The sequence below is a fragment of the Archangium primigenium genome (assembly GCF_016904885.1).
GTDB classification, from domain to species: Bacteria; Myxococcota; Myxococcia; order Myxococcales; family Myxococcaceae; genus Cystobacter; species Cystobacter primigenius.
Window position 1 is genome coordinate 542,744 of the sequence record NZ_JADWYI010000001.1, and the last position, 23,350, is coordinate 566,093.

Sequence of the window (23,350 nt, forward strand, 5' to 3'; positions counted from 1 at the left end):
TTGACGGGCGGCCAGGACAGGCCGTCCCGGGGAGGACGATGGAAGCATTTCTTTCACGCACTCCCGTCTTCATGGCCCTCTTGGGCCTGCTCGTGGTGGTCACGCTCGGGCTCGTCATCCTGTTTCCCGCCGTGGCGCCCATGCCCATGGTGCTGGCGGCCTTCCTGTACTGGGTGTGCCAGCAGCCGGTGCGCAAGCTGACCCTGGCCCTGTTCGCCGCGGCCGTCACGGTGGACCTGGTGCCCGAGGTGCCCTACGAGGGCCGTTGGCAGTCCCCGCTGTACTTCCCCGGCAAGCTGCTCTTCCTCAACCTGAGCAACGTGCTCGGCGTGCCCGGCCTGGGCTTTCCCCTGCTGGACATCGGCATCCTCGGCTTCCTGGCGCTCTACATCTACCGGCGCGTCAACGGCATCAAGACGGACCCGCTCACCCCGAGCCTGCCCACGCCGCTGGTCATCGGGCTGCTGGTGCTGCCGGCCACCATCGCGTGGCTGCAGGTGTTCGGCATCTTCATCAACGGGGGCAACTCGCGCGTGGCCCAGTGGCAGTGGCACCAGATGGCGGTGCTGCCGCTCATGGTGGCGCTCTTCAACGTGGCCCTGAAAGGCCCGGAGGACCTGCGCGCGCTCGGGCGCATCATCGTCGTGGGCTGCTGCACCAAGGCGTGCCTGGGCGCGTGGTTCATCGTGATGATCGCCCGGCCCCGGGGCTACTACTTCGAGTACGCCACCACGCACTCCGACTCCATCCTCTACGTGACGGGCCTCGCCTGCGTCATCTACTCGTGGCTGGAGGACCCCACCCCCCAGCACTTCAAACGCATGCTCTGGGTGTGCGCCATCATCTTCATGGGCATGCACTACAACGACCGGCGCATGGCCTACGTGAGCTTCATGTTCTCGGTCATGGCCGCCTTCATGCTGAGCGCCTGGAGCCCGCTCAAGCGCAGGCTCATGCAGGTCGTGCTGATCCTGATGCCCTTCTTCCCCTTCTACCTGGCCGTGGGCTGGCAGAACCCCACGGGCGTCTTCGGCCCGGTGGGCATCGTCAAGTCCGTGATCGAGGGCGAGAACCTCGCCAAGGGGCAGATGGACTACCGCGACATCGAGAACCTGGACGTCATCCACACCTGGGAGGCCAACCCCGTCATGGGCCGCGGCTGGGGTCACGAGTTCGACGAGGTCATCCCCCTGCCGGACATCTCCCACGCCTTCGCCGACTACCGCTACCACCCGCACAATTCGGTGCTGGGCATGCTCGCCTTCGGCGGGGTGGTGGGCTTCAGCGGTCTGTGGACCTGGCTGTCCATCTCCATCTTCCTCGCCGTGCGCGCCTACCGCCACGCACGGGAACCCACCTGGCGCGCGTGCTGTTTAGTGGCCATGGCGGTGTTCATCGCTTATGCCAACCAGTGTTTCGGAGACATGGGCACCATCAGTTGGTTGGGCACCATCCTCATCGCCATGGCCGCGACGTGCGCGGGCAAGATGGCGACCCTCACCGGCGCCTGGCCGAGTGCCGAGGCCCGGCGATTCGTTCCGGAAAATGGTAAAACCGGTACTCCGGTGGGAAATCCTGTATGATAGCGCACCGCAGGCCCAAGAGGCCACGCAAATACGACAGTCCGCGTCAGGACAGCGCCCCTTCTGAGGTGCCAAACCCCCCGCGACGCGGTAACATGGCCCCAGCCATGTTCGAGCCGAACGACAAGAAGAACAAGGGTGGCTCGCGCGGTGGTGGCTCACCCCCCACGCCGCCCGAGGGTCGCCGCGTGGTTCAGCCGCTGTCCGTGGTGCGTGGCAATCGGCCCGCGTCCAACCCGCTCGTGCCCGTGGAGCCCACGCTGGGCATGGACGGCGCCGCCGCGGAAGCCGCCGAGCCCGCGTACAAGCCCGCCGCGCCCCAGCCTCCCTCCAGCACGCTCCTGCACCTGTGGGCGATGCTCAACCAGCGCCAGCGCTGGTCCTCGCTCGTGGTGGTGCCCTCCCACGAGGGCGGCTCGGGCGTGCAGGCGGTGCAGGCCATCCTCGAGGTGGCCGCGCGCCAGAGCAGCGCGCCCCTGCACTTCCTGGACGCCGAGGGCCTGGAGCTGGGCGCTTCCCAGCACGTGGTGAGCGAGATGCAGGCCTACGTGGAGCAGGGGGACCGGGTGATCGTCCTCATCGACTCCATCGTCGCCAACCCGCTCGGCCTGGAAGTGGCGCTGGCCGCGGAGCGCGCGCTCTTGTGCGTGACGCTCGGCACCTCGGACTACACGTCCGCGCGGCGCACGCTGGAACTCATCGGGAAGGAGCGCTTCCTCGGGAGCGTTACCCTCCAGCCCCCGTCCGGAGCTCCGAAGAAATGAACGCAGCGTCCGGCGCCCCTGGCGCCGTCGTCCCCCCTCGGCCCGTGGCCCCGCGCCCGAGGCTGAGTGTCGTCGTTGCCACGTACAACCGCGCGGACCTCATCCAGCGCCTGCTCGCGCAGTTCGCCCGGCAGACGCTCGCCCCCTCCCAGTTCGAGGTCGTGGTGGTGGATGACGGCTCCCAGGAGCCAGTGGCACCCCACCTGGAGAAGCTCTCGCTGCCCTACACGCTGCGCGTGCAGACGCAGGCCAACGCGGGCGCGGCCGCCGCGCGGCACCGGGGCGTGATCGCGGCCCAGGGGGACATCGTCCTCATCACCGACGACGACATGCAGGTGGCCGAGGACTTCCTCGCGCTGCACCTGGCGCGCCACCCCGTGGGCTCGCGCAACGTCGTCATCGGCGGCATCCGCCCGGACCCCGCCATCTCCGACATGCCCTTGTTCGAGCGCTGGTACGCCTGGCTCAACAACCGCATCGCCGCGAGCCTCAGCGGGCCCAAGCGCCGCGCCCATGGCTGGCAGCTCTTCACGGGCAACGTGTCCTTCCGCCGCGAGGACTACGTGGCCGCGGGCGGCTTCGACAAGACCCTGGGCCAGTCCGAGGACATCGAGCTGGGCGTGCGCCTGGAGAAGGCCGGCTGCCGCTTCGAGTTCGCCGCCCAGGCGCACGTGCTGCACGGCTCGGATCACACGAGCTACGAGAAGTGGCTCAAGCGCGCGCACCGCTATGGCGTGTTCGACTCGCGCGTGGCGGACAAGCACCCGGACGTGCCCCAGGTGGACCCCTGGCGCTTCCTCTTCGAGATGAACCCGCTGGCCCGGCCCCTGCTCGCCGCGGCGGTGATCGCGCCCGAGGCCAGCCGTCCGCTCACCGAGGCCGTCATGGCCGCGGCGCGCCGGGCGGACGCCGCGGGCCAGACGAAGCTCGCCTTCATGGGCACCTCGGTGACGTACGCCATGGAGTACCTCCGGGGCGCGCGGGCCGAGGCGGGCTCGTTGGGCCGGGCGCTCGGGCACGTGGGCCGCTACGCGCTCACCGGGGGCAAGCCCGGCCAGGTGCTCAAGCTCGCCCAGGCGCTCAAGGCGGACGCGCTGGAGGCGGCGCGCGCCGAGCACGGGCACACGGGCGTGAAGGCCGTGGCCTCCATGGTGCTCATGTCCGACGGCTTCCGGGTGCTCGCGCTGCAGCGGCTGCGCGAGGCGGCGCGGGGGCTCGGCGTGCCCTTGGGCAACCACGCGCTGCGCGTGGCGCAGACGGCGCTGCTCGGCGTGGAGATTGGCAAGGACGTGGAGCTGGGCGAGGGCGTGTACTTCGTGCACAGCCTGGGCACCGTGGTGGGCGGCGACGCCAAGGTGGGCGACCGCGTGCGCTTCTACGGCAACAACACCGTGGGCACCGCCAAGGATGACGGCTACCCCGTCATCGAGGACGACGTGTGGGTGGGCGCGGGCGCGCGCATCCTCGGCCCCATCACCATCGGCGCCCGCTCGCGCATCGGCGCCAACGCGGTGGTGCTCCAGGACGTGCCCCCGGACAGCGTGGCCGTGGGCATCCCCGCGCGCATCATCGCCCGCCGCGACACGGACGACGAGTGAGCCGGCGGATGGGCAGGACGGGTCGCGGTCGGCGGGCCCTCGTGGCCCTGTCGGCCAGCGTGTGCCTGGGCGGCCTCTCCGGCTGCAAGGGCTGCAACCGCGGCGAGTCCCAGGCGGCCACGGCCTCCACGCCCATCCCGGGCGGCGTCTACGACATCCCCGCGCTCACCGAGACGGCCTTCGCCACCACGCTCCAGGCGGGCTGGACGGACGAGGGCTGGAGCCCCCGGGAGACCAAGGAGCCCGGCCCCGCGAAGCTGCGCCTGTCCAACATGGGCGGCTGGATGTTGAGCAAGCCCGACCTCTCGGGTGACTACGGCGGCCTCGCGCTGCGCTACCGCGCCCCCGAGGGCTATGGCGACTTCCTCGAGGTGCGGCTGGACTCCGAGGGCGAGGTGCTCTTTCCCCGGGTGCGCGTGGACGCGCGCCACGTGGCGCGCCGCGAGCAGGGCTGGACGCAGCTCTTCATCCCCTTCGAGCAGCTCAACCCCCAGAAGAAGCCCTTCACCAAGCTGGTGCTGCGCGCCTACAAGCCCGTGGGCGCGGACTGGGTGGAGGTGGATCAGCTCGGCCTCACCGGCCCGGGCGGCATGACGCTCGTGGAGGGCATTGGCGCCGCCGAGCCCGCCACCGCCCAGGCCGCGGGCGCGCCCGAGGCCCCCAAGCCCACCGTGGCGCCCCAGGAGCTCGCCTACGACAACGGCCTGGGCGAGGGCTGGGTGGATGGCGGCTGGGCCCCCCACGAGTTGCAGGCGCAGGGCCCGGCGAAGTTCAAGCTCGCGCGCATGGGCGGCTGGTCGCTCTCCAAGAAGGACCTCCCGGCGGCGGAGCTCGGCGGCCTCACCCTGCGCTACCGCGCGCCCGCGGGCTTCGGGGACTTCCTCGAGGTGCGGCTGGACTCCGACATGGAGGCCCTCTTCCCGCGCGTGAAGCTGTCGGACACGTACGTCACCCTGCGCGAGGACGGCTGGACGCAGGTGTTCGTCCCCATGGACGAGCTCAACCCGAAGAAGCTGCCCTTCACCAAGCTGGTGCTGCGCGCGCACAAGGACGTGGGCCCGGACGAGGTGGCGCTCAACCAGGTGGGCTTCGGCCGCCTGGTGACGCCCGACGCGGCGCCCGTCGCCGCCGCGCCCATCGCCTCCGCGCCCCTGCCCGCCTCGCCCTCCCCCGCCTCGCTGCCGAGCGCCGCGAGCGTGGGCGGCGGCCGGCTGCCCGTGGGCAATGCCCGGCCGTCACGCGTGGTGGTGGACTGCACCGCGCCCGGCCACGCCATCAGCCCGCTCATCTACGGCATCGCCTTCAACAACCTGCGCGAGCTCAAGGACAAGCACCAGTGGGAGCTGGGCGCCACCGCGCGCCGCTGGGGCGGCAACCCCACCTCCCGCTACAATTGGAAGCTTGGCAACGTCTGGAATACGGCCAACGACTACTTCTTCCGCAACATCGTCCTCGGCACGAGCCCCCAGTACACCGCCGACACCTTCCTGGAGACGAACCTCAAGAACGGCGTCCAGTCCGCGCTCACCGTGCCCATGCTCGGCTGGGTGGCCAAGGACGCCACCTCCACCAGCTTCCCGCGCTCCCTCTTCGGCCCGCAGCAGAAGATGGATCCGGACGTGCCCGAGGCCGGCAACGGCCTGGCCTCCGGCGGCGACGCGCTCGTGCCCCCCGTGCCCACGCTCACCAGCGTGGAGGCCCCGCCCGCCTTCATCCACGAGTGGGTGCGCACCCTGCGCGAGAAGGACAAGAAGCGCGGGCGCAGCGTGCAGATGTACATCCTCGACAACGAGCCGATGCTCTGGAACACCACGCACCGCGACGTGCACCCGGAGCCCGTCACCTATGACGAGCTGCTCGAGCGCACCATCGCCTACGGCACCGCCGTGCGGCAGGCGGACCCGGACGCGATCATCGCGGGGCCGGCCGAGTGGGGCTGGACGAACTACTTCTCCTCGGCCGCGGACGTGGTGCCCGGCGGCAACAAGAAGGACCGCAAGGCGCACGGCAACGTGCCGCTGGTGGCCTGGTACCTCAAGAAGCTGCGCGAGCACGAGAAGCAGACGGGCACGCGCATCCTCGACGTGTTCGACCTGCACTTCTACCCGCAGGGTGAGGGCATCGGCTTCGAGGAGCGGGGCGAGACGGACGCGGCCACCTCCGCGCGGCGCATCCGCTCGGTGCGCGCGCTGTGGGACCCCAAGTTCCGCGACGAGTCGTGGATCGACGACACGGTGGAGCTCATCCCGCGCATGCGCCGCTGGGTGTCGGAGAACGCCCCGGGCCTGGGCCTGTCCCTGGGCGAGTACAACTTCGGCGCCACCCAGCACATGAGCGGCGGGCTCGCCCAGGCCGAGGCGCTCGGGCGCTTCGCCGAGCAGGGCCTCACCTCGGCGTTCCTCTTCACGTACCCGCCGGCCTACAGCCCCACGTTCTGGGCCTTCCGCGCCTACCGCAACTTCGATGGCAAGGGCGGGCGCTTCCTGGACACCTACGTGCCCAGCCGCTTCGACTCGGACGTGAACGAGCAGTCCCTGTTCGCCTCGCGCAGCGACGATGGCCGGCACATGGTGGCCGTGGCGCTCAACCTGTCGCCCAACACGGCGCGCAACACCCAGGTGGAGCTCAAGGGCTGCGGCAACGTGACCGGCGCCAGGCTCTACACCTACCGGGGTGACGCCACGGGCTTCGCCCCCAACCCGTCCCTGCTCCAGTCCGGCAGCACCGTGCAGACCGTGCTGTCCCCCTGGAGCATGGCGGTGCTGGACCTCACGCTCGCCCAGCCGTGAGGTCCCGGGGCGCTCAGGCCGCCGCGCGCTTGGGCGCGGCCGCCGGCGCCGAGGCGGCGAGCGCCTCCACCTGCTCGGGCGTCAGCTCCAGCTTGGCCTCCGAGCCCATCCACACGAAGGGGATGCCGGGCTCGCGGTAGAGGTTGGGCGGGATGTGACGCGCCAGCTGCGCGTGCAGCTCCGGCAGCTTCGACCAGTGCAGGCCATGCCGCGAGTGGTGCGCGGTGTGGTAGCCCAGGTTGCCCGTCATCAGGTTGTAGCCCTTGTGCAGAATGTTGTACGAGGCCTCGTTGTGGTCCTTCGTCTCCAGGCCCACATGGTGGAAGTACGTCGCCCACGCCGTCACGTAGAGCGACACCGCCATGGGCAGCAGGAAGACGAACAGCGCGTTGAACCAGTTGTGCCAGAAGAGCACGCCGAGCAGCGCCACGTGCAGGAGCGCCATGCTCACGAAGAGGCGCAGCGCCTTCTTCTGCTGCGGCTGCTCCCAGCCCACCTTGAAGGCGCGCGGGTAGGCGGTGAGCGACGTCTTGAGCGAGTACTCCAGCTCGCCCATGACCGTGCCGTCCGGCCGCTTCCACGTGGACTCGTCCTTCTCCTGGTCCAGGTAGTTGCGGTGGTGGCCCACCACGTGGTGCAGGAACCACGCGTGCGACGTGACGCCCGTCTGGAAGCCGAAGACGATCTCCAAGAGCCGGTTGGGCAGCGCGTGCTTGAACATGGTCAGGTGCTGGTGGTGGTGGTTCCAGGAGCTGATCCACCCCTTGGGGATGATCCCCAGGCCGAACCAGAGGACGGGCAACCACCAGGAGCTGGCCTGGAAGTACACCGTCAGGTCCAACGCGAACACGGTCGCGAACATCAGGACGGGGATGCGATCCTCGGGGTAGCGGAACAGGGACATGCGCCTTCCATGAAGAGCCGAGCCGGCGGTCCGCCGGGGGGCGGGGCCATCGGGAGCGGTGAGCAGGTGCCCGGCAGCATACAGGAAAGACCCGCGTAGCCGGAGGCCGGCGATGCATCCCCCTGGCCCCCTGGCTGCTTCCGTGACACGCCCATGACATCCGGGCGGGTACGGCCCTACCGGTCCAGCCCTACCGGTCCAGCACCATCGTCCGGATGAAGCCCTTGGGGTGGCGCGCGTAGGAGCGCAGGTGCATGGCCACGTCCACCATCCACGGCACCCAGTCGCCCGGGTCCATGACGGCGTCCACGGCGCGCTCGCGGTTGCGCGCGTACCACTCGCGCCAGTGCGTCACCTCGTTCGAGGACAGCCGACCCGAGAGCCCCTGCGCGCGCAGGAGCAGCTCGAAGATGCCCCGGTGGCAGTAGATGTACTGGCCCCCGCCCTTCCACGCGAGCGCCGCGCGCGCCACCTCGGCCAGCTGCGCTTCATGGCCACACGCCGCCTCGTACACGAAGAGCGGCAGCGGCATGCCCCGCGCGATGTCGAAGCCCATCTGGCTGTAGAAGCGCGGGTTGAAGTCGATGAGCAGCTGCCGGCCCCCGGCGCGGATGAACTCCACCTCGAAGGTGCCGAAGTAGCCGAGCTTCTTGCACAGCTGGCGCACCTTCTCCGCCAGCTCCACGTCCACCGGCACCTCCTCGAAGCACAGGCCGATGCCGAGCTTGCGCGGCCGCTGCAGCACCTTGAGCGCCCCGCGGGCCACGAACAGCTCGCCCGTGCGGTCCACGAAGCCGCTCAGGCTGAAGATGTTCTGCGCCGCCTCGGCGTGGAATGCCTGCACCATGGGCCGGTTGGCCCGCGCGTCGTACGCCAGGAGCTTGCGCCCGTAGCGGTTCTTCTCCAGGAACTCGCGGTGGCGCGGCAAGAGTTCGCTCGCGCGCTCCACCTGCGAGCCCTTCACGTGGCTCTCGAAGAGGATCTGCGTCTGGGGCTTGAGCAGCACGGGGAAGCGCGCCTCGGCCGCCACGCGCTCCAGGCCCGCCTCGTCCTCGGGGAACCACGTCTGCGGCGTGTCCAGGCCCACGTCCTTGCACAGGTCGTGCAGCCGCTGCTTGTTGAGCAGGCCGTAGATGGCGTCCACGGGCGGCTGGTACATGCGGAAGTGGGGCGCGAGCTCGTCGCGGTGCAGCGCGAAGAGCCAGGCCATGTCGTCGCTCGTGGGGTAGAGCACGTGGCCGGGGTTCTTCTGCCCGAAGCGCAGGAGCCACTCCAGGAACGCGTCCGAGTCCCCCACGTCCGGACACTCCACCCGGCGCGTCACGTAGCGGCTCCACCGGGCGGGCGCGAGCAGCTTGGACTCGGCGATGGTGATGGGGATGCCCAGCCGGCCCAGGCTGCGCGCCGCGGCCAGCGTGCCGTAGTAATCGGCCATCGTCAGCAGCATGGGGGCGCGCTCGGGGGTGGTCATGACGGTCGGTCTCCTGTTGAGGGGCGCGCTAGCCGGGGTTGGCCGGGACCACGGGCTGAGCCGCGGGCTGGGCCTTCTTCTGGTCGCGCCAGTCGAAGCGGTTCTTGAGCTTGAGGAAGGGCTTCTCGAAGTAGCGGAAGCTGAACGTGGCCATCACGACGCTCAGGGCGATGGTCAGCACGTAGTAGAGCCACAGGTTGTGGACGGGCACCACGCGGCGCACGATGTTGAGCGCGATCATGTGCAGCAGGTAGATGCCGTACGTGATGGAGCCCATGTAGCGCAGCCACTTGTGGTCCACGAACGGCGCGAACACGTGCTGGGGCCGGATGCACATGGCCACCACCGTGAGCGTGAGCAGGAGCGAGGACAGCCACAGCGGCGTGTCGTGGTTCCAGATGGCCGCGGTGACGACCGCCACCAGCACCGGCACGCTCCACACCTGGCCGAGCACCTTCCACGTCGCCGCGAAGGGCCGCTCGTAGTGCGTGAGGTACGCGGACAGGCAGCCCATGCAGATGGAGATGGAGATGCTGGACATGATGCGCACCCAGAGCAGGCGCGCGTCGAGGAAGCCCGAGCTCACGCCCCAGCCGGCGAACAGGCCCAGCGCGAGCAGGCCCGACATGAACACCACCGGCCCCCAGGTGCTCTTGAAGTAGCGCACCACGAAGGGCCACAGCAGGTAGAACTGCTCCTCGGTGGCCATGCTCCAGGCGAAGTAGAAGATGATGCGGCCTTCGTCCAGCTTGACGAACCAGTTCGACGTGTACGTGAGGTAGTAGCGCACGTTGTCGAAGAAGGCCCCGCGCACCACGGGGTCGTGCTCCATGAAGAACACGAGCACGATGTAGAGCGCGCACACCGCGTAGTAGAGCGGGAAGATGCGCAGCGAGCGCCGCGCGTAGAAGCCCCTCAGCGAGATGGTGCCCGTCTGATCCCGCTCGCGCAGCAAGAGCGTGGTGATGAGAAAGCCGCTGATGGCGAAGAACAGCGAGACGCTCAGGTAGAAGCGGCCCACCAGTCCCTCGCGCGCCTCAAGCACGTGGTAGAGCACCACGGCGAGGATCGCGAGCGCCCGGAGCCCGTCCAGGGCTCCAAAGGTCTTCGTCCGCAAAAAGGCTTGATGGGCGGCTTTGGCTGAATCCATGTCCGCATTAGCAACGCAGAATTCCCGAGGGCCGACAAGAGCCCCACGCGCTCGCCCGGACAGCGAGCCTCAGGGCTCCGCCTGCCCGCTCGCCGCTCGGCCCTCGTGGCTCCAACGAACCTCCGCCACGTGAGCGAAGTAGACGGGAATTCCCACGACGTAGCGACCGAAGAGCCGCCGCGGCTCCACCGCCAGGCGGAACAACCACTCCAGGCCCGTCTGGCGCATCACCCGGGGCGCGCGGGGCACCTTGCCGCCGATGTAGTCGAGCACCGCGCCCCCGTTGACGATGAGCACCGGGTGCGTGAGGGCGTCGCGCAGCTTCACCGACACCTCCTCCTGCTTGGGCATGCCCATGGCCATGAGGATGAGGTCCGGCTTCGTCTCGGCGGCCAGCCGCAGGTAGGTCTCGGGCGGATCGAAGCCCTCGTGGCAGGCCACGATGGTGAGCCCCCAGCCCTCCAGCGCGCGCCGGGCGTTGTCGAGCCAGGGCGAGCGCGTGCCGAAGAGCGCCACGCGTCGGCCCGCGTACGCGCGCGCCAGCCGGGGGATGAAGTCCGTGCCGTTCATGTTCAGCCCGTAGCGGCGGTGGAAGGCGCGCAGGCCCAGCTTCACCCCGATGCCGTCGCGCAGCAGGATGTCCGAGCGCATCAACCCGTCCAGCATGCCCGGCTGCTTCCAGCCCAGGTTCACCGCGTGCGCGTTCACGAAGGACAGGATGAGCGGCGCGCCCGGCCGGGTCAGCTCATCGAGCAGCGCGTTCTCCGCCGCCTCGTCCTCGACGATGCGCAGCCGGTTCATCAGCGCCATGAAGTCACGCGCCCGCGCGTTGCGGCTGTCCTCCGGTGTGGCCATGTGTTCTCCCCTCGGCCCCCGAGGATAGGCGGGACTTCAGTCCACCTCCAGCCCTGGTTCACCCTCCTCCAGCGCCTCCAGCACCAGCGCCGCCGCCTTGCCGAGCGAATACCCGGGGGTGATCTCCTGCGCGGCCACCAGCACCGGGTGCATCCGCTCGGCCACCTCGCGCGCGCCCAGCGTCTCGCCCCGCAGGACCTCCTCGCAGACGGTGAGCAAGAGGTCCACCAACACCAGGCGCCGCCGGTCCACCCAGCCCTGGGACAAGACGGGGCTCGACTCCTCGGGCCCCGAGGCGTGCACGTGCTCGCGCACCGCCTGGAAGGCCTGGAGCAGGGCCTCGCGCTGCTCGGGGGCGAGCCGGCCCTTGCGCGAGCCGCGCTGCTTCTCCAGCTCCGGATGATCGCTCACGGCTTGGGGCTCGCGGGGGCCTCGGGACGGGCGAGCACGCCGGGCACCTCGGCCAGCACGTAGCTCAGCCACGCGAGCGCCGCGGTGCTGTGCGCCAGGTCCTTGGGGTCCACCTTGTCCAGGGTGTCCGCCTCCGAGTGGTGCACGTCGAAGTAGCGGCTCGCGTCCACGCGCAGGCCCACGAAGGGCACCCGCGCGGGAATCAGCGGGGAGATGTCCGCGCCGCTCGCATCACCCGGGAGGAAGGTGTCGGCGCCCAGGGCCTCGAGCGGCTTCATCCAGGGGGTGAGCAGCTCGCGCGCGCCCGCCCCGGCGCGAAACACCACCCCCAGGGGCTTGCCGCCGCCGCCATCCATCTCCAGCGCCGCCACGTGCTCGCCCAGCTCCGCCGCGTGCGCCTCGGCGTAGGCCCGGCCGCCGCGCAGGCCGTTCTCCTCGTTCGCGTAGAGCACCACGCGCACCGTGCGCCGGGGCGCGCGCTCCAGCTTCGCGAGCAGCCGCGCCGTCTCCATCACCATGACCACGCCGGCCCCGTCGTCGTGCGCCCCGGTGCCCACGTCCCACGAGTCCAGGTGCGCGGCGAGCAGCACCACCTCGCGCGGCTTCTCGCGGCCCTTCACCTCGGCCACCACGTTGAAGGAGTCCGCGTCCGGCAGCGTCTGGCACCCGAGCACGAGCTCCACCTTCACCGGGCCCCCGGCGAGCAGGCGGTGCAAGAGCTCCGCGTCCTCCACGGACACGGCCGCGGCCGGGATGCGCGGGGCGCTCTCGTCGTACGACATGGCGCCGGTGTGGGGCGTGCGCAGGGACGCCGTGGAGAGCGAGCGGATGAGCATGCCCACCGCGCCCACCTTCGCCGCCGCCGACGCGCCCCGGGTGCGCAGGCCCGCCGCGCGCCCGTAGTCCTGCGGCTGCGCCATGTCGTGGTTGAAGAACACCACCTTGCCCTTGGCCTTGTCCCCCAGCGCCGCCACCTCCTCCAGCGAGCGCACCTCGATGACCTCGGCGGTGAGGCCGCCCTCGGGGGTGCCCACGCTGCCCCCCAGGGCGAGCAGCGCCAGGGCGTGGCCCCGCGTGCGCTCGCTCGCCAGCACCCGCCCGCGCCCCTCGCCGCGCACCCAGTGCGGCACCTTCACCGGCTCCAGCCGCACCGTCACCCCGTCCGCCTCGAAGGCCTTCTTCGCCCAGGCCACCGCGGCCTCCCCGCCCTCGGAGCCCGACAGCCGCTGGCCCACGCCGTCGGTGAGCTCCGCCAGGCGCGTGTAGGCATGGCCCTCGGTGAGCGCGGCGCCGATGAGCCGCTCGGCCACCTGGAACGAGGGACCCGCGCTCGCCCGGGGCGCCTCCGCCCGGACCGGAGCCTTGGGCGTGGCGGTGAGCAGCGACAAGAGGGCGGCGGAGAGCGGAAGGGCTGCGGACACGGCGACACTCCAGGAAGCAGGAAGGGGGCTACGGCGCGGGGCCCACTCTCGTCCCCGGCGCGCCGCCTCGCAAGCCCTGGTTCGGCCTGCGATACTCACCCCCCATGCACCGACCTCCCCTCGCCTGGCTCGCCCTGGCGCTCGGACTCGTCCTGAGCAGCTGCGAGCCCTTCACCGCCTGGTACGACTACTCCGCGTACGAGCCGCAGCTGCAGTACAGCGGGCGCATGGACTTCACCCTCTCCGAGGAGGGCCCCGTCTGGGCGTTTCCCGGCACGTCCGTGCGCTTTCGCTGCAACTGCACCGGCGTGGACGTGGCCTTCGAGGACCAGGGCACGGGCGGCCCGGAGCACACCAACTGGGTCAACGTCATCGTCGACGGGGAGACGGAGGCCAAGGTCCAGCTCGTGCCGGGCAAGGCCCAGATGCTCCGGGGCGCGCGCAACCTCAAGGCGGGCGAGCACACCATCGAGATCGTCAAGCGCACCGAGGCCTACGTGGGCCCCGTGCGCTTCATCGGCGTGGGCCTCCAGGGCATCCTCCTGGACCCGCCGCCCCGCCCCGAGCGGCGCCTGGAGATCGTCGGGGACTCCATCTCGTGCGGCTACGGCAACGAGGCGAGCATCAACACCAGCAACAAGTACACCGAGCCCAACACGGGCTTCAATTCGAAGAACGAGGACATCTCCCAGGCGTATGGCGCGTTCCTGGGCCAGCGCTTCGACGCCGAGGTGATGCACTCGTGCATCTCCGGCACGGGCATGTACCGCAACAACACGGGCGCCACGGAAGGCACCTACCCGGACCGCTACGGGCGCATCCTCCCGGACGACGAGGCGTCCGTGTGGGACTTCTCCCTCTTCGTGCCGGACATCGTCATCATCAACCTGGGCAACAACGACTTCAACGTCATCAACCCGGAGGACGACCTGCCCACCACGCCCGAGCCCGGGCCCTTCAAGGAGACGTACGCGAAGTTCGTCCAGCGGCTGCGCGGCTACTACCCCTCGGCGCACATCATCTGCTCGGTGGGCCCGATGATGAACGACAACTACCCGAAGGACCGCCAGCACTGGACGAAGATGCAGAAGTACACCTCGGACATGGTGGCCTCGCTGGGCGACCCCCGGGTGCACTACTTCGCCTATACGCCCATCCCCACCGGGCCCTACGGGGAAGACTGGCACCCCACCGCCAACTCCCACCGGGCCATGGCCGACGAGATCGGCAAGTTCATCCAGACCCTGGGCTGGTGAGCCCCGGGGCCCGTGTATGCTCGCGGGCACGCCTTCACGCGACGGGAGCTGACGCCATGAGCCGCTTCATCGTGCTGTTCGATGCCTCGCCCATCAACGCGCCCACGTCGTGGATGCGGCAGGCGGCCGCCCAGGCGGACCTGCACCTGGTGCTCCAGACGGACATCGCGCGCGTGATGTCCCAGGACCCCGAGGCCCGCGAGGCGCTGCTCAAGCTCAACAGCCCGGGTCCCGACCCCCGCATGGGGCCCTACTACCAGGCGGCGCTCGACACGCTCGCCGCGGGCCACACGCGGCTGGCCCTGCACAGCGTCACGTGGACCGCCTACGGCATCCAGCCCGCGGCGCTCATCTACGCCTTCGACCAGATGCAGAACGAGCGCGCCCGGGCCCTCAAGATGGGCATGCAGGACGCGGACTACGACGTCTTCGTCCAGCGGGCCCAGGACACGGTGCGCGCCTTCTTCCAGGGCGTGCCCGCCGACCGCCTGCTGGAGGTCAGCGGCACGGAGGCCCAGAAGACGGCGCGCGCCGTGGCCTTCATCCGCGGCCGGAAGTAGGGCCGGCCCCGCGGCTACGCCGGGGCGCCGAAGGCGAACTCGTTGCCGAAGCTGCTCGCGTCGCTGATCGTCGAGCCGATGTCGTGGATGGCGTCGATGGTGCCCACGATGGTGCGCAGGGGCGCCGTGATGCCGCCGAGCGCCGGGATGGTGCCCGCCAGGTCCAGCGCCACCTCGGCGCCCTTGAGCCCGATGGCCACCCAGTCCTTGTCGTCCTTGCCCAGCTCGTCCACCAGATCGATGCCGTCGCCGATGGCGCTGATGATGCTGCCGCCCGGAATGGCCGAGCCTCCCGCGCGCGCCACCGTCTCGGCGATCTTCGTCTGCAGCTCCTTCTTCACCGACTCGGGCAGGGCCTCCACGAACTGGGTGGCCATGCGGCCCACCATCTCCATGCCCTCGGCGCCAAAGGGCAGCTCCACGTGCGGCTTGCCGAACACGGGCCCGTTGATCTCGAAGTTGTCGCCGTACTCCATCACCTTGCCCGCGCCCGCCATCAGGTCGCCCAGCGCGCCCATGATGTCGCCGTCGGCCAACTTCTGCGTGGCCTGGAAGACCTCGGACACGGCGCCCGACTCCACCAGGGCCGCGTTGAGCTCCGGGTCGCCGAAGAAGCGGCCCACGCTGCCAGGCAGCTTGCCCATCATGTCCAGGAAGCCGGTGGCCAGCTCCTTGTGGTCGTCGGCCAGCTTCTGACCCACGGCGCCCAGCTCCGAGACGAAGTCCTGCACGTTGCCCGCGGCGAAGGCCTGCACCGCGCCGCTCAGGTGCTCGCGCACCTCGGGATCCTGGATGGCCTCGGCGCTGTTGAGCACCATGTCCGACAGGCCCGGCGGCAGCTTGAGCTTGTCGGTGAGCGCGTCGCCGATGCGCTGCTTGAGCCCCTCGGGCAGGGCGTTGAGGATGTTCAGGCCCGCGTCGATGGCGCCCTTCACGTCCACGGGGTCCCCGGTGAGCGCGTCCTTGAGCGTCATCACGTCATCGAGCGCTCCGCCCGCGTCCGCCAGGTCCTGCGCCGAGGTGAAGCCCACGCGCTCCAGTTGCGTGCGCAGGCCCTCGTTCTTCCACAGCGAGTCGGCCACGGCCGTCATCGCGGGCTCGTTCGCGGAGATGCCGCGCAGGCCCTCCTGGAGGCCCTCGGGCGTGCCGCTGAGCAGCTGACCGATGGACGTGTGCAGGTCCTCGTTCGTCACGAGCTCCTTCACCAGCGCCTTGTCGGTGAGCACGTCCTTGAGCAGCCCGTCCGGCAGCTTCTCGCCCACCGTGCTGATCATCGTGGAGACGATCTCGGGCGAGCCCTTGAGCGCCTGGCCGATGGAGGCGAGCGCCGCCTGGAGATCGCCGTTGGCGAAGGACTGGGCCGCGTTGACCAGGTGGGGCAGCGCCGCGCCCGCTTCCTTGAGGTGCTCGGGGGTGATGCCCAGCTGGGAGAGCTTCTCCTTCATGGGCTCGGGCATCTTCTCGGCGATCTTCCCGCCCAGCTTCGCGAGCAGTTCCGGCGCCGCGTCGGCCGCCTGGCCCAGCTCGCTCAGCGCGGTCTCAATGTCCGGGCCGCCCTCGAGCAGCGCGCGCCCGGCCTCGAACAGGTGCGGCGCCGCGTCTCCGGCCTGCTTGAGGTCGTCGACCGAGAGGCCCACGGACGCGAGCTTCTCCTGGACGGCGGGCTCCTTGCCCACCACGTCGAGCACCGCGCCCCGCAGGCTGTCGTTGGCGAGCAGGCCGCTCACGCCCTCCAGCGTCTTGCCCTCGGTGAACAGGTCCTTGGCGGAGGCGAAGGCCTCATCGTTGTGGATGAGCTCGTTGATGACCGCCGGGTCCTGGAGCAGCCGCTTGCCCACGCCCATGGAGTCGGGGAGCTGATCGGCGAGCTTGCCGAGCATCTTCTCGCTCAGGGGGCCGCCCTGCTGGAGCGCCTCGCGCATGCTGTCGAGCGCGCCCGCGAAGTCCTTCTGGCCCACCTTCTGGGCGGCGTCGAGCACGGACGGGAGCGCGTCCTTGAGGGACAGCAGGTCCTTGGGCTCCAGGCCCACCTTGTCCAGCGCCGCCTTGAGCTCCTGGGACTTGCCGACGACGCCCGCCACCGCGCCGCGCAGCTTCTCGTTCTGCGCCAGGGACGCGAGGCCCTCGAGCGCCTGGCCCCCACCGAGCTTGCCCACGGCGTCGAGCGCCGCGGCGCCCCCGGCGAGCACCTGCTCGCGCACCTGGGGATTGGAGAGCAGCTCCTTGGCCATGTCCGGCAGCGTCTTGGCGGCCGAGTCGAGCAGCTTCTTGGCCACGTCCCCCTGGGCCAGGTCGGGGGCCGCCTCGAGCGCGTGGCTCAGCGACTCGAGCGCCTTCTGGGTGTCTCCGCCGGGCTGGAGCTCGCGCACGGCGTCGAGCACGTCCGCGGCGCCCTCGCCCAGCGTCTTCAGGTCCGCGCCCTTGAGGCCCACCTCGCGCAGCGTCTGCTGGAGAGAGGGATCCTTGCTCGCGGCATCGAGGGCCGTGTCGCGCAGGCCGTCATCGCGCGTGAGCTTCTCGAGGCCCTCCAGGCGGGCCTGGGGCTCGCCGCCGAGCACCTGGCCCAGGGCGTCGCGGGTGCCCGCGTCGTCGAGCGCCTTCTTGGCGACGGCGGGGTCGGACAGCAGGTCGCGGCCGAGCCCCGGCGGCTGGTTGCGGGCGAGCGTCTCCACGCCCGTCTCCGCCAGCGTGCGCGCGCCGTGGGTGGAGGCCTCGCGCAGCTTGTCGAGTGCCTCGGCGGGCTTGTTGTCGCCAGCGGCCTGGCCCGCGGCGTCCAGGGCCCGCTGGGCCTCGGGCTTCGCGGCGGCGTAATCCTTGGGCGAGACGCCCACGCGCTCCAGGTTCGCCTTCGTCTCCGGCGGCAGCTCGCCCGCCTTGAGGGTCAGGTTCGCGTCCCGCGGCGTCTTGCCCCGGGCGATGGCGTTGGCCAGCTCGGGCTCGGCGAGGGCCTTGCCCCCCTCGCCCGCGGCCTTGCCGGCGGACTGGAGGATCTCCGAGAGCGCCTCGGGCTTCACCGTCTTCTGCGCCTCGGCGAGCCGCTTGTCCGTGGTGGCGTCCACGCCCTTGCCCTCGGCCGAGCGCGACACCTGCTCGCCGAGCATCTTCAGGCCGCTGCCGTCCTTCACGCCCAGCGTGTCGAGCGCCTGGCGCGTCTCGGGGCGCTGCGTGAGCCGCGCGTAGTCGCGGTCCGCGTCGAGCTTGGCCTGCATCTCCTTGGAGGGCGCGGCCTGGGAGTTGCCGAGCTTCGTGTCGTCGGCGCGCAGCGGATCGAAGGCCGTGCGCTGCTGGGCCTCGTTGCGCGGGAAGGGCTCGGGCTTGCCCTCGGCCTTGGCGGCGGCGTTGGCCTCGTTGGTCTTCTTGAAGGCCTCCTTGGTGGCCGCCTGCGCCGTCTGCCGCGCCTGCTCCGCGGCCTTCTGGGCCTGCTCCGCCGCCGTGCGCTGCGCCGCGGCCTCCTTGGTGGCCTTCTGCGACTCGCCGATGGCCTTCTTCGCGCCCGCCGGGTCCACCTGGGGGTCGATGGCCTTGGCCTGCTCCACGGACTGCTTCGCGGTGGCCTTGGCCTGCTCGGCGACCTTGGCCTGCTCGGCGGCCTTCTGCGCCGCCTCCGCCGCCGCCCGCTGCGCGGCCTCGGCCGCCTTGCGCGCCGCCTCGGCGGCCTGACGCGCCGCTTCCGCCGCCCTGCGCGCGGCTTCCTCCGCCGCCTTGCGCGCCGCCTCCGCCGCCGCCCGCCGTGCCGCTTCCGCCGCCGCTGCCGCCGCGGCACTTCCACTTCCACTGACAGGCACGGTCATCCGAGGTCTCCGACGAAAGGGGCCCGTCCCAAGACGGGAAAAGTCCGTTCGGCGGATTATCGGGTTTTGAGAGGGGAAGTTTCCACCCCCCCTCCCGGATCACCCGCGCGGCGGGGATGCGCCGCGTCAATCCTGGTGGTTGCCCCAGGCGGAGGCGGGGCCCCAGGTCTGCTGGCCCTCCCTCTGGAAGTACAGGGGCGCGCGCGCGCGGCCCGCGCCTCCCACCTCGTCGAGCGTGCGAGCGTCATACAGCCGGCCGCCCACCATGGTGAAGCGGATGGCGCGGCTCTGGCGCAGGTCCTCCAGGGGGTTGGCGTCCAGCACCAGCAGGTCCGCGAGCTTGCCGGGCTCCAAGGAGCCGATGTCTTTGTCCAGGCCGAGGTAGCGCGCGCCGGAGAGCGTGCCGGCCCGGAGCGCCTCCAGGGGCGTCATGCCCCCTTGCTGGAACATCCACAGCTCCCAGTGCGCGCCCAGGCCCTCGCGTTGGCCGTGCGCGCCGAGCTGCACGCTCACGCCCCGGTCCAACAGGGCCTTGGCCTCCTTGGCCGTGTGCACGTGGCTGTACTCCTCGTCCGGTGCCGTGACGCGCCGACGGCTGCGCTCGTCCACGATGCGCCGGGGCACGTACGCGAGCAGCCGCTCGTCCTCCCAGACGTGGGTTTTGTCGTACCAGTAGTTCTCCCCCATGATGCCGCCGTAGGCCACGATGAGCGTGGGGGTGTAGCCCACGCGCGTGCCCGCCCACAGCCGCCGCACGTCCTCGTAGAGCCGGGACTGGGGCAGCGAGTGCTCCACGCCCGTGTGCCCGTCCACCACCATGCTCAGGTTGTGGTGGAAGAGCGAGCCGCCCTCGGGCACCACCATCATCCCGAGCTCGCGCGCCGCCTGGAGCACCTTCTGGCGTTGGTCACGCCGGGGCTGGTTGTAGCTCTTCACGCTGAAGGCCCCCACCGCCTTCATGCGCCGCAGGTGCGAGCGCGCGTCCTCCAGGGTGTCGATGGGCGCGCGAAACGCTCCCGCGGCGCCATAGAGGATGGTGCCCGTGGAGAACACGCGCGGCCCGAGCATGCCGCCCGCGCGCACCCACTCGCTCGTGGCGAAGATGGCGGCCGTGTCGTTGGACGGGTCGTGCACCGTCGTCACGCCGAAGGCGAGCGAGGCCAAAAGCTTCCAGTTCTGCTCGGGAAGGATGCCGTCGTCCTCCATGGGGCCGTGCCAGTGCACGTCCACGAGCCCCGGCATCAGCGTCTTGCCGCGCACGTCCACCACCCGCGCGCCCTCGGGCACCTTCACCTCGGCGCGCGGCCCCACCGCCACCAGCCGGTCGCCCCGCACCACCACCACGCCGTCTTCCAGCACCTCGTCGCCCTTCAGGGTGATGACGCGGCCGCCCACCAGCGCCACCGTGCCCGTGGGCGCGTCCTTCTTCGCCTGGAAGCCGATGGCGAGCCCCTGCCGCGGCGGCTCGTCCACGGGCTGGGACGTGCCCGCGAGGAAGGCGAAGCTGCTCTTGAGCTCGCGCGTGAAGAGCTCCGGCCCGAGCGCCCAGTGCAGGCGCTTGCCGTCCCCCGACCAGTGCAGCCACTCGCCCGAGTCCCGGGACACGCGCGCCACGGGCAGCGCCCGGGTCTCGGGACTGGCCACCGCGCCGCTCGCCCCGCGCGGCAGCGGCATGAGGAAGGCATTGAAGTTCTCCCGGAACGCCACCCACTTCTCGTCTGGAGACACCCGGTACTCCGTCGCCTCGTCGCTCACCAGGTGCGTGCGCGGCTCGTCTCCCCGCAGCGCCATGCTCTTGAGCGCGCGCTCGTCGTCCTTGTCCCGCTGCTCCACCGTGAGGAAGTACACCCGGTCCGAGCCCGCGCCGAAGTGCGGGGACTCGCCCGATTTGGTGAGCAGCCGCGGCGCGCCCCCCGCGAGCGCCTGGACGAACAGGCCCCGCGCCCGGGAGTGCAGGCCCGTGCGCAGGTAGCCGCCGCCGAGCGCCCGGTACACGACCGAGCGCCCATCCGGAGACAGCGCGGGCTCGGCGTAGTGCCCGGGACGGGTGGACACCACCCGGCCCTCGCCGCCCGTCACCGGCACCACGCGCACGGTGCCCAGCTTCTCGTCGTCCCAGGTGGTGTAGACGATGCTCTTGCCGTCCCGGGAGAACGCCGGGTACAGCTCCGTGTGCTCCGTCTGCGTCGTGAGCCGCCGGGGCGTGCCGTGGGGCAGCTCGCGCACGTAGAGGTGGCCGAGCGCCTGGTACACCACCTGGTTGCCCTGGGGCGACACCTGCACCCAGCGCAGCATCTTCACCGGGAAGGTGTCGGGCGCCACCTGCTGGGCGAAGCGCAGGGCCTCGAAGACGGTGCGCGAGCCCTTCACGTGGAAGGGAATGGGCGTCAGCTTCTGGGTGGCCACGTCGATGCGCCACAGCTTGCCCCCGGCCCAGAACACGAGCGACGTGTTGTCCGGGGTCCACGCCATGGCCGGGTAGACGCCGTGGATGGCCCACGTCTCCTGCATGTCGTGGTCGAGCCCGTCGTAGAGGGCCCGCTCGGCGCCGCTCGTCACGTCCGCGACGTACAGCACGCTCTTGTTGCGCACCCGGCGGATGAACGCCAGGGATTGGCCATCCGGCGAGGGCGTGGGCCGGATGGAGCCTCCGGGGCCGGACACGAACCGCTCGGTCTCGCGCGAGTCCAGGTCCAGCCGCTGGATGACATAGATTTCCCCGTTCGGGTCCTTATTGTACTCGAACACGCCGCCCGGAGTGACGTCCTGGCTGTAATAGACATACCGGCCATCGGGGGAGAACGCGGGCTCGCCCACGTCCTTCTGGTCATTGGGCCGGGTGGTGAGCTGCACGCCGTCCCCGCCCGAGCGGTGGTACATCCAGATCTCCCCCGCGCCGAGCGAGCGCCGCGAGGAGAAGTGTTTGCGCGCGATGAGGTACTGGCCATCCGGGGACCAGGCGGGGCTGTTGAGCAGCCGGAAGGACTCCTGGGTGACGCCGATGGGCGAGGAGCCATCGCGCTTCATGATCCACAAGTTGTCCCCGCCGCCACGGTCGCTCGTGAAGGCGATGGACTGGCCGTCCGGGCTGTAGCGCGGCTGCATGTCCCAGGCGGGACCGCTGGTGAGCGCCCGCGCCTCACCGCCCGCGAGGGGCAGCACGTAGAGGTCCCCCAGCAGGTCGAAGACGAGCTCGTCGCCCTTGGGGCTCACGTCCAGGCTCATCCACGTGCCCTCGGTGACATCGAGTGGCACCTCGGTGGCGGGGAAGCCTGGCGCGTTGACGTCCCACCAGCCCGGAGGCGGCGGAGGCGTGCCCGCATCCGCGGGCAGGGGCGTTCCCGCGTCCTGGGCACGGGCGGGGAGGGACAGCGCGCTCGTCAGCAGGAGCACGAGGCAGCAAAGGCTCGGTCGGGTCACCGCGAATCCTCGGGACGGAGAAAAAGGGGGCGCAGCCTAGACCCGAAGCGGAGGGGCGGCCACCATCACGTACTGAACAGGGTGGGGTTCCCGGGCTCGACCGAGAGCAGCACGTGATAGCCTTCCAACCAGCGCATCAGGAGCGTGGTCTCGACGAGGACTCCATTGAAAATCCGCACGCGCCCCCTGCGGTTGTTGAGCTTGGCTTGTTTGCTAGGTTGCTCGGGCCCGCGCTCCATACCGGGTGTAGCGCAACCCGCCGCGGGGGAGTCTTTGGACAGCGTTCCCGGACCCATGCCCGGCTTTGGCCCCTATTCCAACTACTCGGATGCACTGCTGGCCGCGTGCCCCCTCATCCCAGGCAAGCCCCATGCACTCGCCGGTCGGCCCAGCGACCCGGACTTCAAATTGCGATGGCGATTGTCCACGGAATACCGTGCTTGGATCTACCATACGCCCGACAATCAGTATGAGTTGAGCATGCTCGCGATGAGTACGCTTCAGGGAGATCCAACCATCCGGAGATGTGATCTCCCTCCTCGCGTCGATGATCCACGCCATCCACGCGACAGTCTGGGTTATGTCTTCGTGCTGCACAATCATCCCTATCCGAATCCCATTTCCCCGGACGACATCCCCTGCAGTGGACCCATGAGGGCCAAGGCAGGTGGTCACGCCGGGAAATCGCCACCGTGAACTGGACGGGTCCAGATGCATTCGACATCACGACGAATTGAGCCAGCCAAGACCGTGTGTCGTCACCTGCGCCTGTCCCATGGCCTCATCGCCGTGATGTCAGGACTTCTGCTTTCCGGATGCGTGAGAGACCGGTGCTCCAGCATCCTGTCCCTCTTTGGCTGCGTCACTCGAGACGAGCGTCACCCCGAGGATGCATCCATCGTCTTCCCCTCGTTCCACGGGCACGTGCCCGTGCACCTGGACGCGTCCGAAGGCGGGTTTGAACTCGATGGCCGGGTCCTCCGGGCGCTTCAACTCGCCGCCGATGACGTCCTCCCGCCGGGCGGGAAGGAGACCCCCTGCTGGGCGAGGCAAGAGGCACATTCCTACCGCGTCATGAGATAAGGCGACGTCCTCTTCGTGCGCATCGACGAGAATCCCGTGGCCTGCGGACGGGAGCTTCCCGCGCTCCATTCCGGCGCGCGCTACGCCATCTCCCTGGACGGCCGCATCCTCAAGCGGCTCCTGGATGGAGAGCCCGATGGGACAAGCTCCGCGCCTCCAGCGCCCACATCGCCCGCCGTCCAGGCGGAGCCAGGAACCGTGACGGAGGATAGAATGCCCTCTTTCCCCCCTCCGGACATCAACCCTTGAAGCAGCGGGCGCGCGACGGTTTTGGAGGCTCATCCTCGAGGCGTT

General features: G+C 70.4%; 14 protein-coding genes. 6 read left to right on the forward strand and 8 right to left on the reverse strand.

Annotation, left to right across the window (positions count from 1 at the left end):
- The first annotated feature begins 38 nt into the window (after positions 1-38).
- From wzy to I3V78_RS02340, 4 genes are all read left to right on the forward strand, one after another.
- Positions 39-1,583, forward strand: coding sequence for an exopolysaccharide repeat unit polymerase (wzy, locus tag I3V78_RS02325; RefSeq protein ID WP_204484682.1), 1,545 nt, complete (start codon positions 39-41; stop codon positions 1,581-1,583).
- A gap of 95 nt (positions 1,584-1,678) precedes the next feature.
- Positions 1,679-2,347: a hypothetical protein gene (locus tag I3V78_RS02330; RefSeq protein ID WP_204484683.1), complete on the forward strand. Its 669-nt coding sequence runs from the start codon at positions 1,679-1,681 to the stop codon at positions 2,345-2,347.
- Entirely contained in the window at positions 2,344-3,945 is a 1,602-nt protein-coding gene (gene epsD, locus I3V78_RS38925) for an exopolysaccharide biosynthesis glycosyltransferase EpsD (RefSeq protein WP_239576259.1), read from the forward strand. The genes I3V78_RS02330 and epsD overlap by 4 nt, the downstream gene beginning before the upstream one ends.
- A gap of 8 nt (positions 3,946-3,953) precedes the next feature.
- On the forward strand, positions 3,954-6,734 hold the full coding sequence (locus tag I3V78_RS02340; RefSeq protein ID WP_204484684.1) for a glycoside hydrolase family 44 protein: 2,781 nt from the start codon (positions 3,954-3,956) through the stop codon (positions 6,732-6,734).
- 13 nt (positions 6,735-6,747) lie between these two features.
- Here I3V78_RS02340 and I3V78_RS02345 read toward each other — a convergent pair whose 3' ends face one another.
- From I3V78_RS02345 to I3V78_RS02370, 6 genes are all read right to left on the reverse strand, one after another.
- The gene (locus tag I3V78_RS02345; protein WP_204484685.1) at positions 6,748-7,638 is read right to left on the reverse strand and encodes a fatty acid desaturase family protein; all 891 of its coding nucleotides are present in this window, start codon (positions 7,636-7,638) and stop codon (positions 6,748-6,750) included.
- A gap of 190 nt (positions 7,639-7,828) precedes the next feature.
- A complete protein-coding gene (locus I3V78_RS02350; protein ID WP_204484686.1) occupies positions 7,829-9,109 on the reverse strand; it encodes a carboxylate--amine ligase in 1,281 nt (426 codons plus the stop codon).
- Between the two features lie 28 nt (positions 9,110-9,137).
- The gene (locus tag I3V78_RS02355; protein ID WP_239576260.1) at positions 9,138-10,226 is read right to left on the reverse strand and encodes an acyltransferase family protein; all 1,089 of its coding nucleotides are present in this window, start codon (positions 10,224-10,226) and stop codon (positions 9,138-9,140) included.
- Positions 10,227-10,328: 102 nt separating this feature from the next.
- Positions 10,329-11,114 carry a WecB/TagA/CpsF family glycosyltransferase gene (locus I3V78_RS02360; protein ID WP_204484688.1) on the reverse strand — a complete coding sequence of 262 codons (786 nt, stop codon included), beginning with the start codon at positions 11,112-11,114 and terminating at the stop codon, positions 10,329-10,331.
- Positions 11,115-11,150: 36 nt separating this feature from the next.
- Entirely contained in the window at positions 11,151-11,525 is a 375-nt protein-coding gene (locus tag I3V78_RS02365) for a hypothetical protein (RefSeq protein ID WP_204484689.1), read from the reverse strand.
- A complete protein-coding gene (locus I3V78_RS02370; RefSeq protein WP_204484690.1) occupies positions 11,522-12,946 on the reverse strand; it encodes a M20/M25/M40 family metallo-hydrolase in 1,425 nt (474 codons plus the stop codon). Before I3V78_RS02370 ends, I3V78_RS02365 begins: the two co-directional genes overlap by 4 nt.
- A gap of 104 nt (positions 12,947-13,050) precedes the next feature.
- On the opposite strand from I3V78_RS02370, the gene I3V78_RS02375 reads away from it, so the two are divergent.
- A complete protein-coding gene (locus I3V78_RS02375) occupies positions 13,051-14,202 on the forward strand; it encodes an SGNH/GDSL hydrolase family protein (RefSeq protein ID WP_204484691.1) in 1,152 nt (383 codons plus the stop codon).
- A 56-nt stretch (positions 14,203-14,258) separates the two neighbouring features.
- A complete protein-coding gene (locus I3V78_RS02380; RefSeq protein WP_204484692.1) occupies positions 14,259-14,762 on the forward strand; it encodes a hypothetical protein in 504 nt (167 codons plus the stop codon).
- Positions 14,763-14,776: 14 nt separating this feature from the next.
- On the opposite strand, the gene I3V78_RS02385 is transcribed toward I3V78_RS02380, so the two are convergent.
- Both I3V78_RS02385 and I3V78_RS02390 read right to left on the reverse strand, forming a co-directional pair.
- Positions 14,777-18,553, reverse strand: coding sequence for a hypothetical protein (locus I3V78_RS02385; protein ID WP_204484693.1), 3,777 nt, complete (start codon positions 18,551-18,553; stop codon positions 14,777-14,779).
- A gap of 126 nt (positions 18,554-18,679) precedes the next feature.
- Entirely contained in the window at positions 18,680-21,973 is a 3,294-nt protein-coding gene (locus I3V78_RS02390; RefSeq protein ID WP_204484694.1) for an amidohydrolase family protein, read from the reverse strand.
- Between the last annotated feature and the right edge of the window lie 1,377 nt (positions 21,974-23,350).

Coding starts and splice junctions, on each gene's coding strand:
- I3V78_RS02385 (WP_204484693.1), bottom strand. CDS start 18,553: ATGACCGTGCCTGTCAGTGGAAGTGGAAGTGCCGCGGCGGCAGCGGCG.
- wzy (WP_204484682.1), top strand. CDS start 39: ATGGAAGCATTTCTTTCACGCACTCCCGTCTTCATGGCCCTCTTGGGC.
- I3V78_RS02340 (WP_204484684.1), top strand. CDS start 3,954: ATGGGCAGGACGGGTCGCGGTCGGCGGGCCCTCGTGGCCCTGTCGGCC.
- epsD (WP_239576259.1), top strand. CDS start 2,344: ATGAACGCAGCGTCCGGCGCCCCTGGCGCCGTCGTCCCCCCTCGGCCC.
- I3V78_RS02375 (WP_204484691.1), top strand. CDS start 13,051: ATGCACCGACCTCCCCTCGCCTGGCTCGCCCTGGCGCTCGGACTCGTC.
- I3V78_RS02360 (WP_204484688.1), bottom strand. CDS start 11,114: ATGGCCACACCGGAGGACAGCCGCAACGCGCGGGCGCGTGACTTCATG.
- I3V78_RS02345 (WP_204484685.1), bottom strand. CDS start 7,638: ATGTCCCTGTTCCGCTACCCCGAGGATCGCATCCCCGTCCTGATGTTC.
- I3V78_RS02380 (WP_204484692.1), top strand. CDS start 14,259: ATGAGCCGCTTCATCGTGCTGTTCGATGCCTCGCCCATCAACGCGCCC.
- I3V78_RS02330 (WP_204484683.1), top strand. CDS start 1,679: ATGGCCCCAGCCATGTTCGAGCCGAACGACAAGAAGAACAAGGGTGGC.
- I3V78_RS02350 (WP_204484686.1), bottom strand. CDS start 9,109: ATGACCACCCCCGAGCGCGCCCCCATGCTGCTGACGATGGCCGATTAC.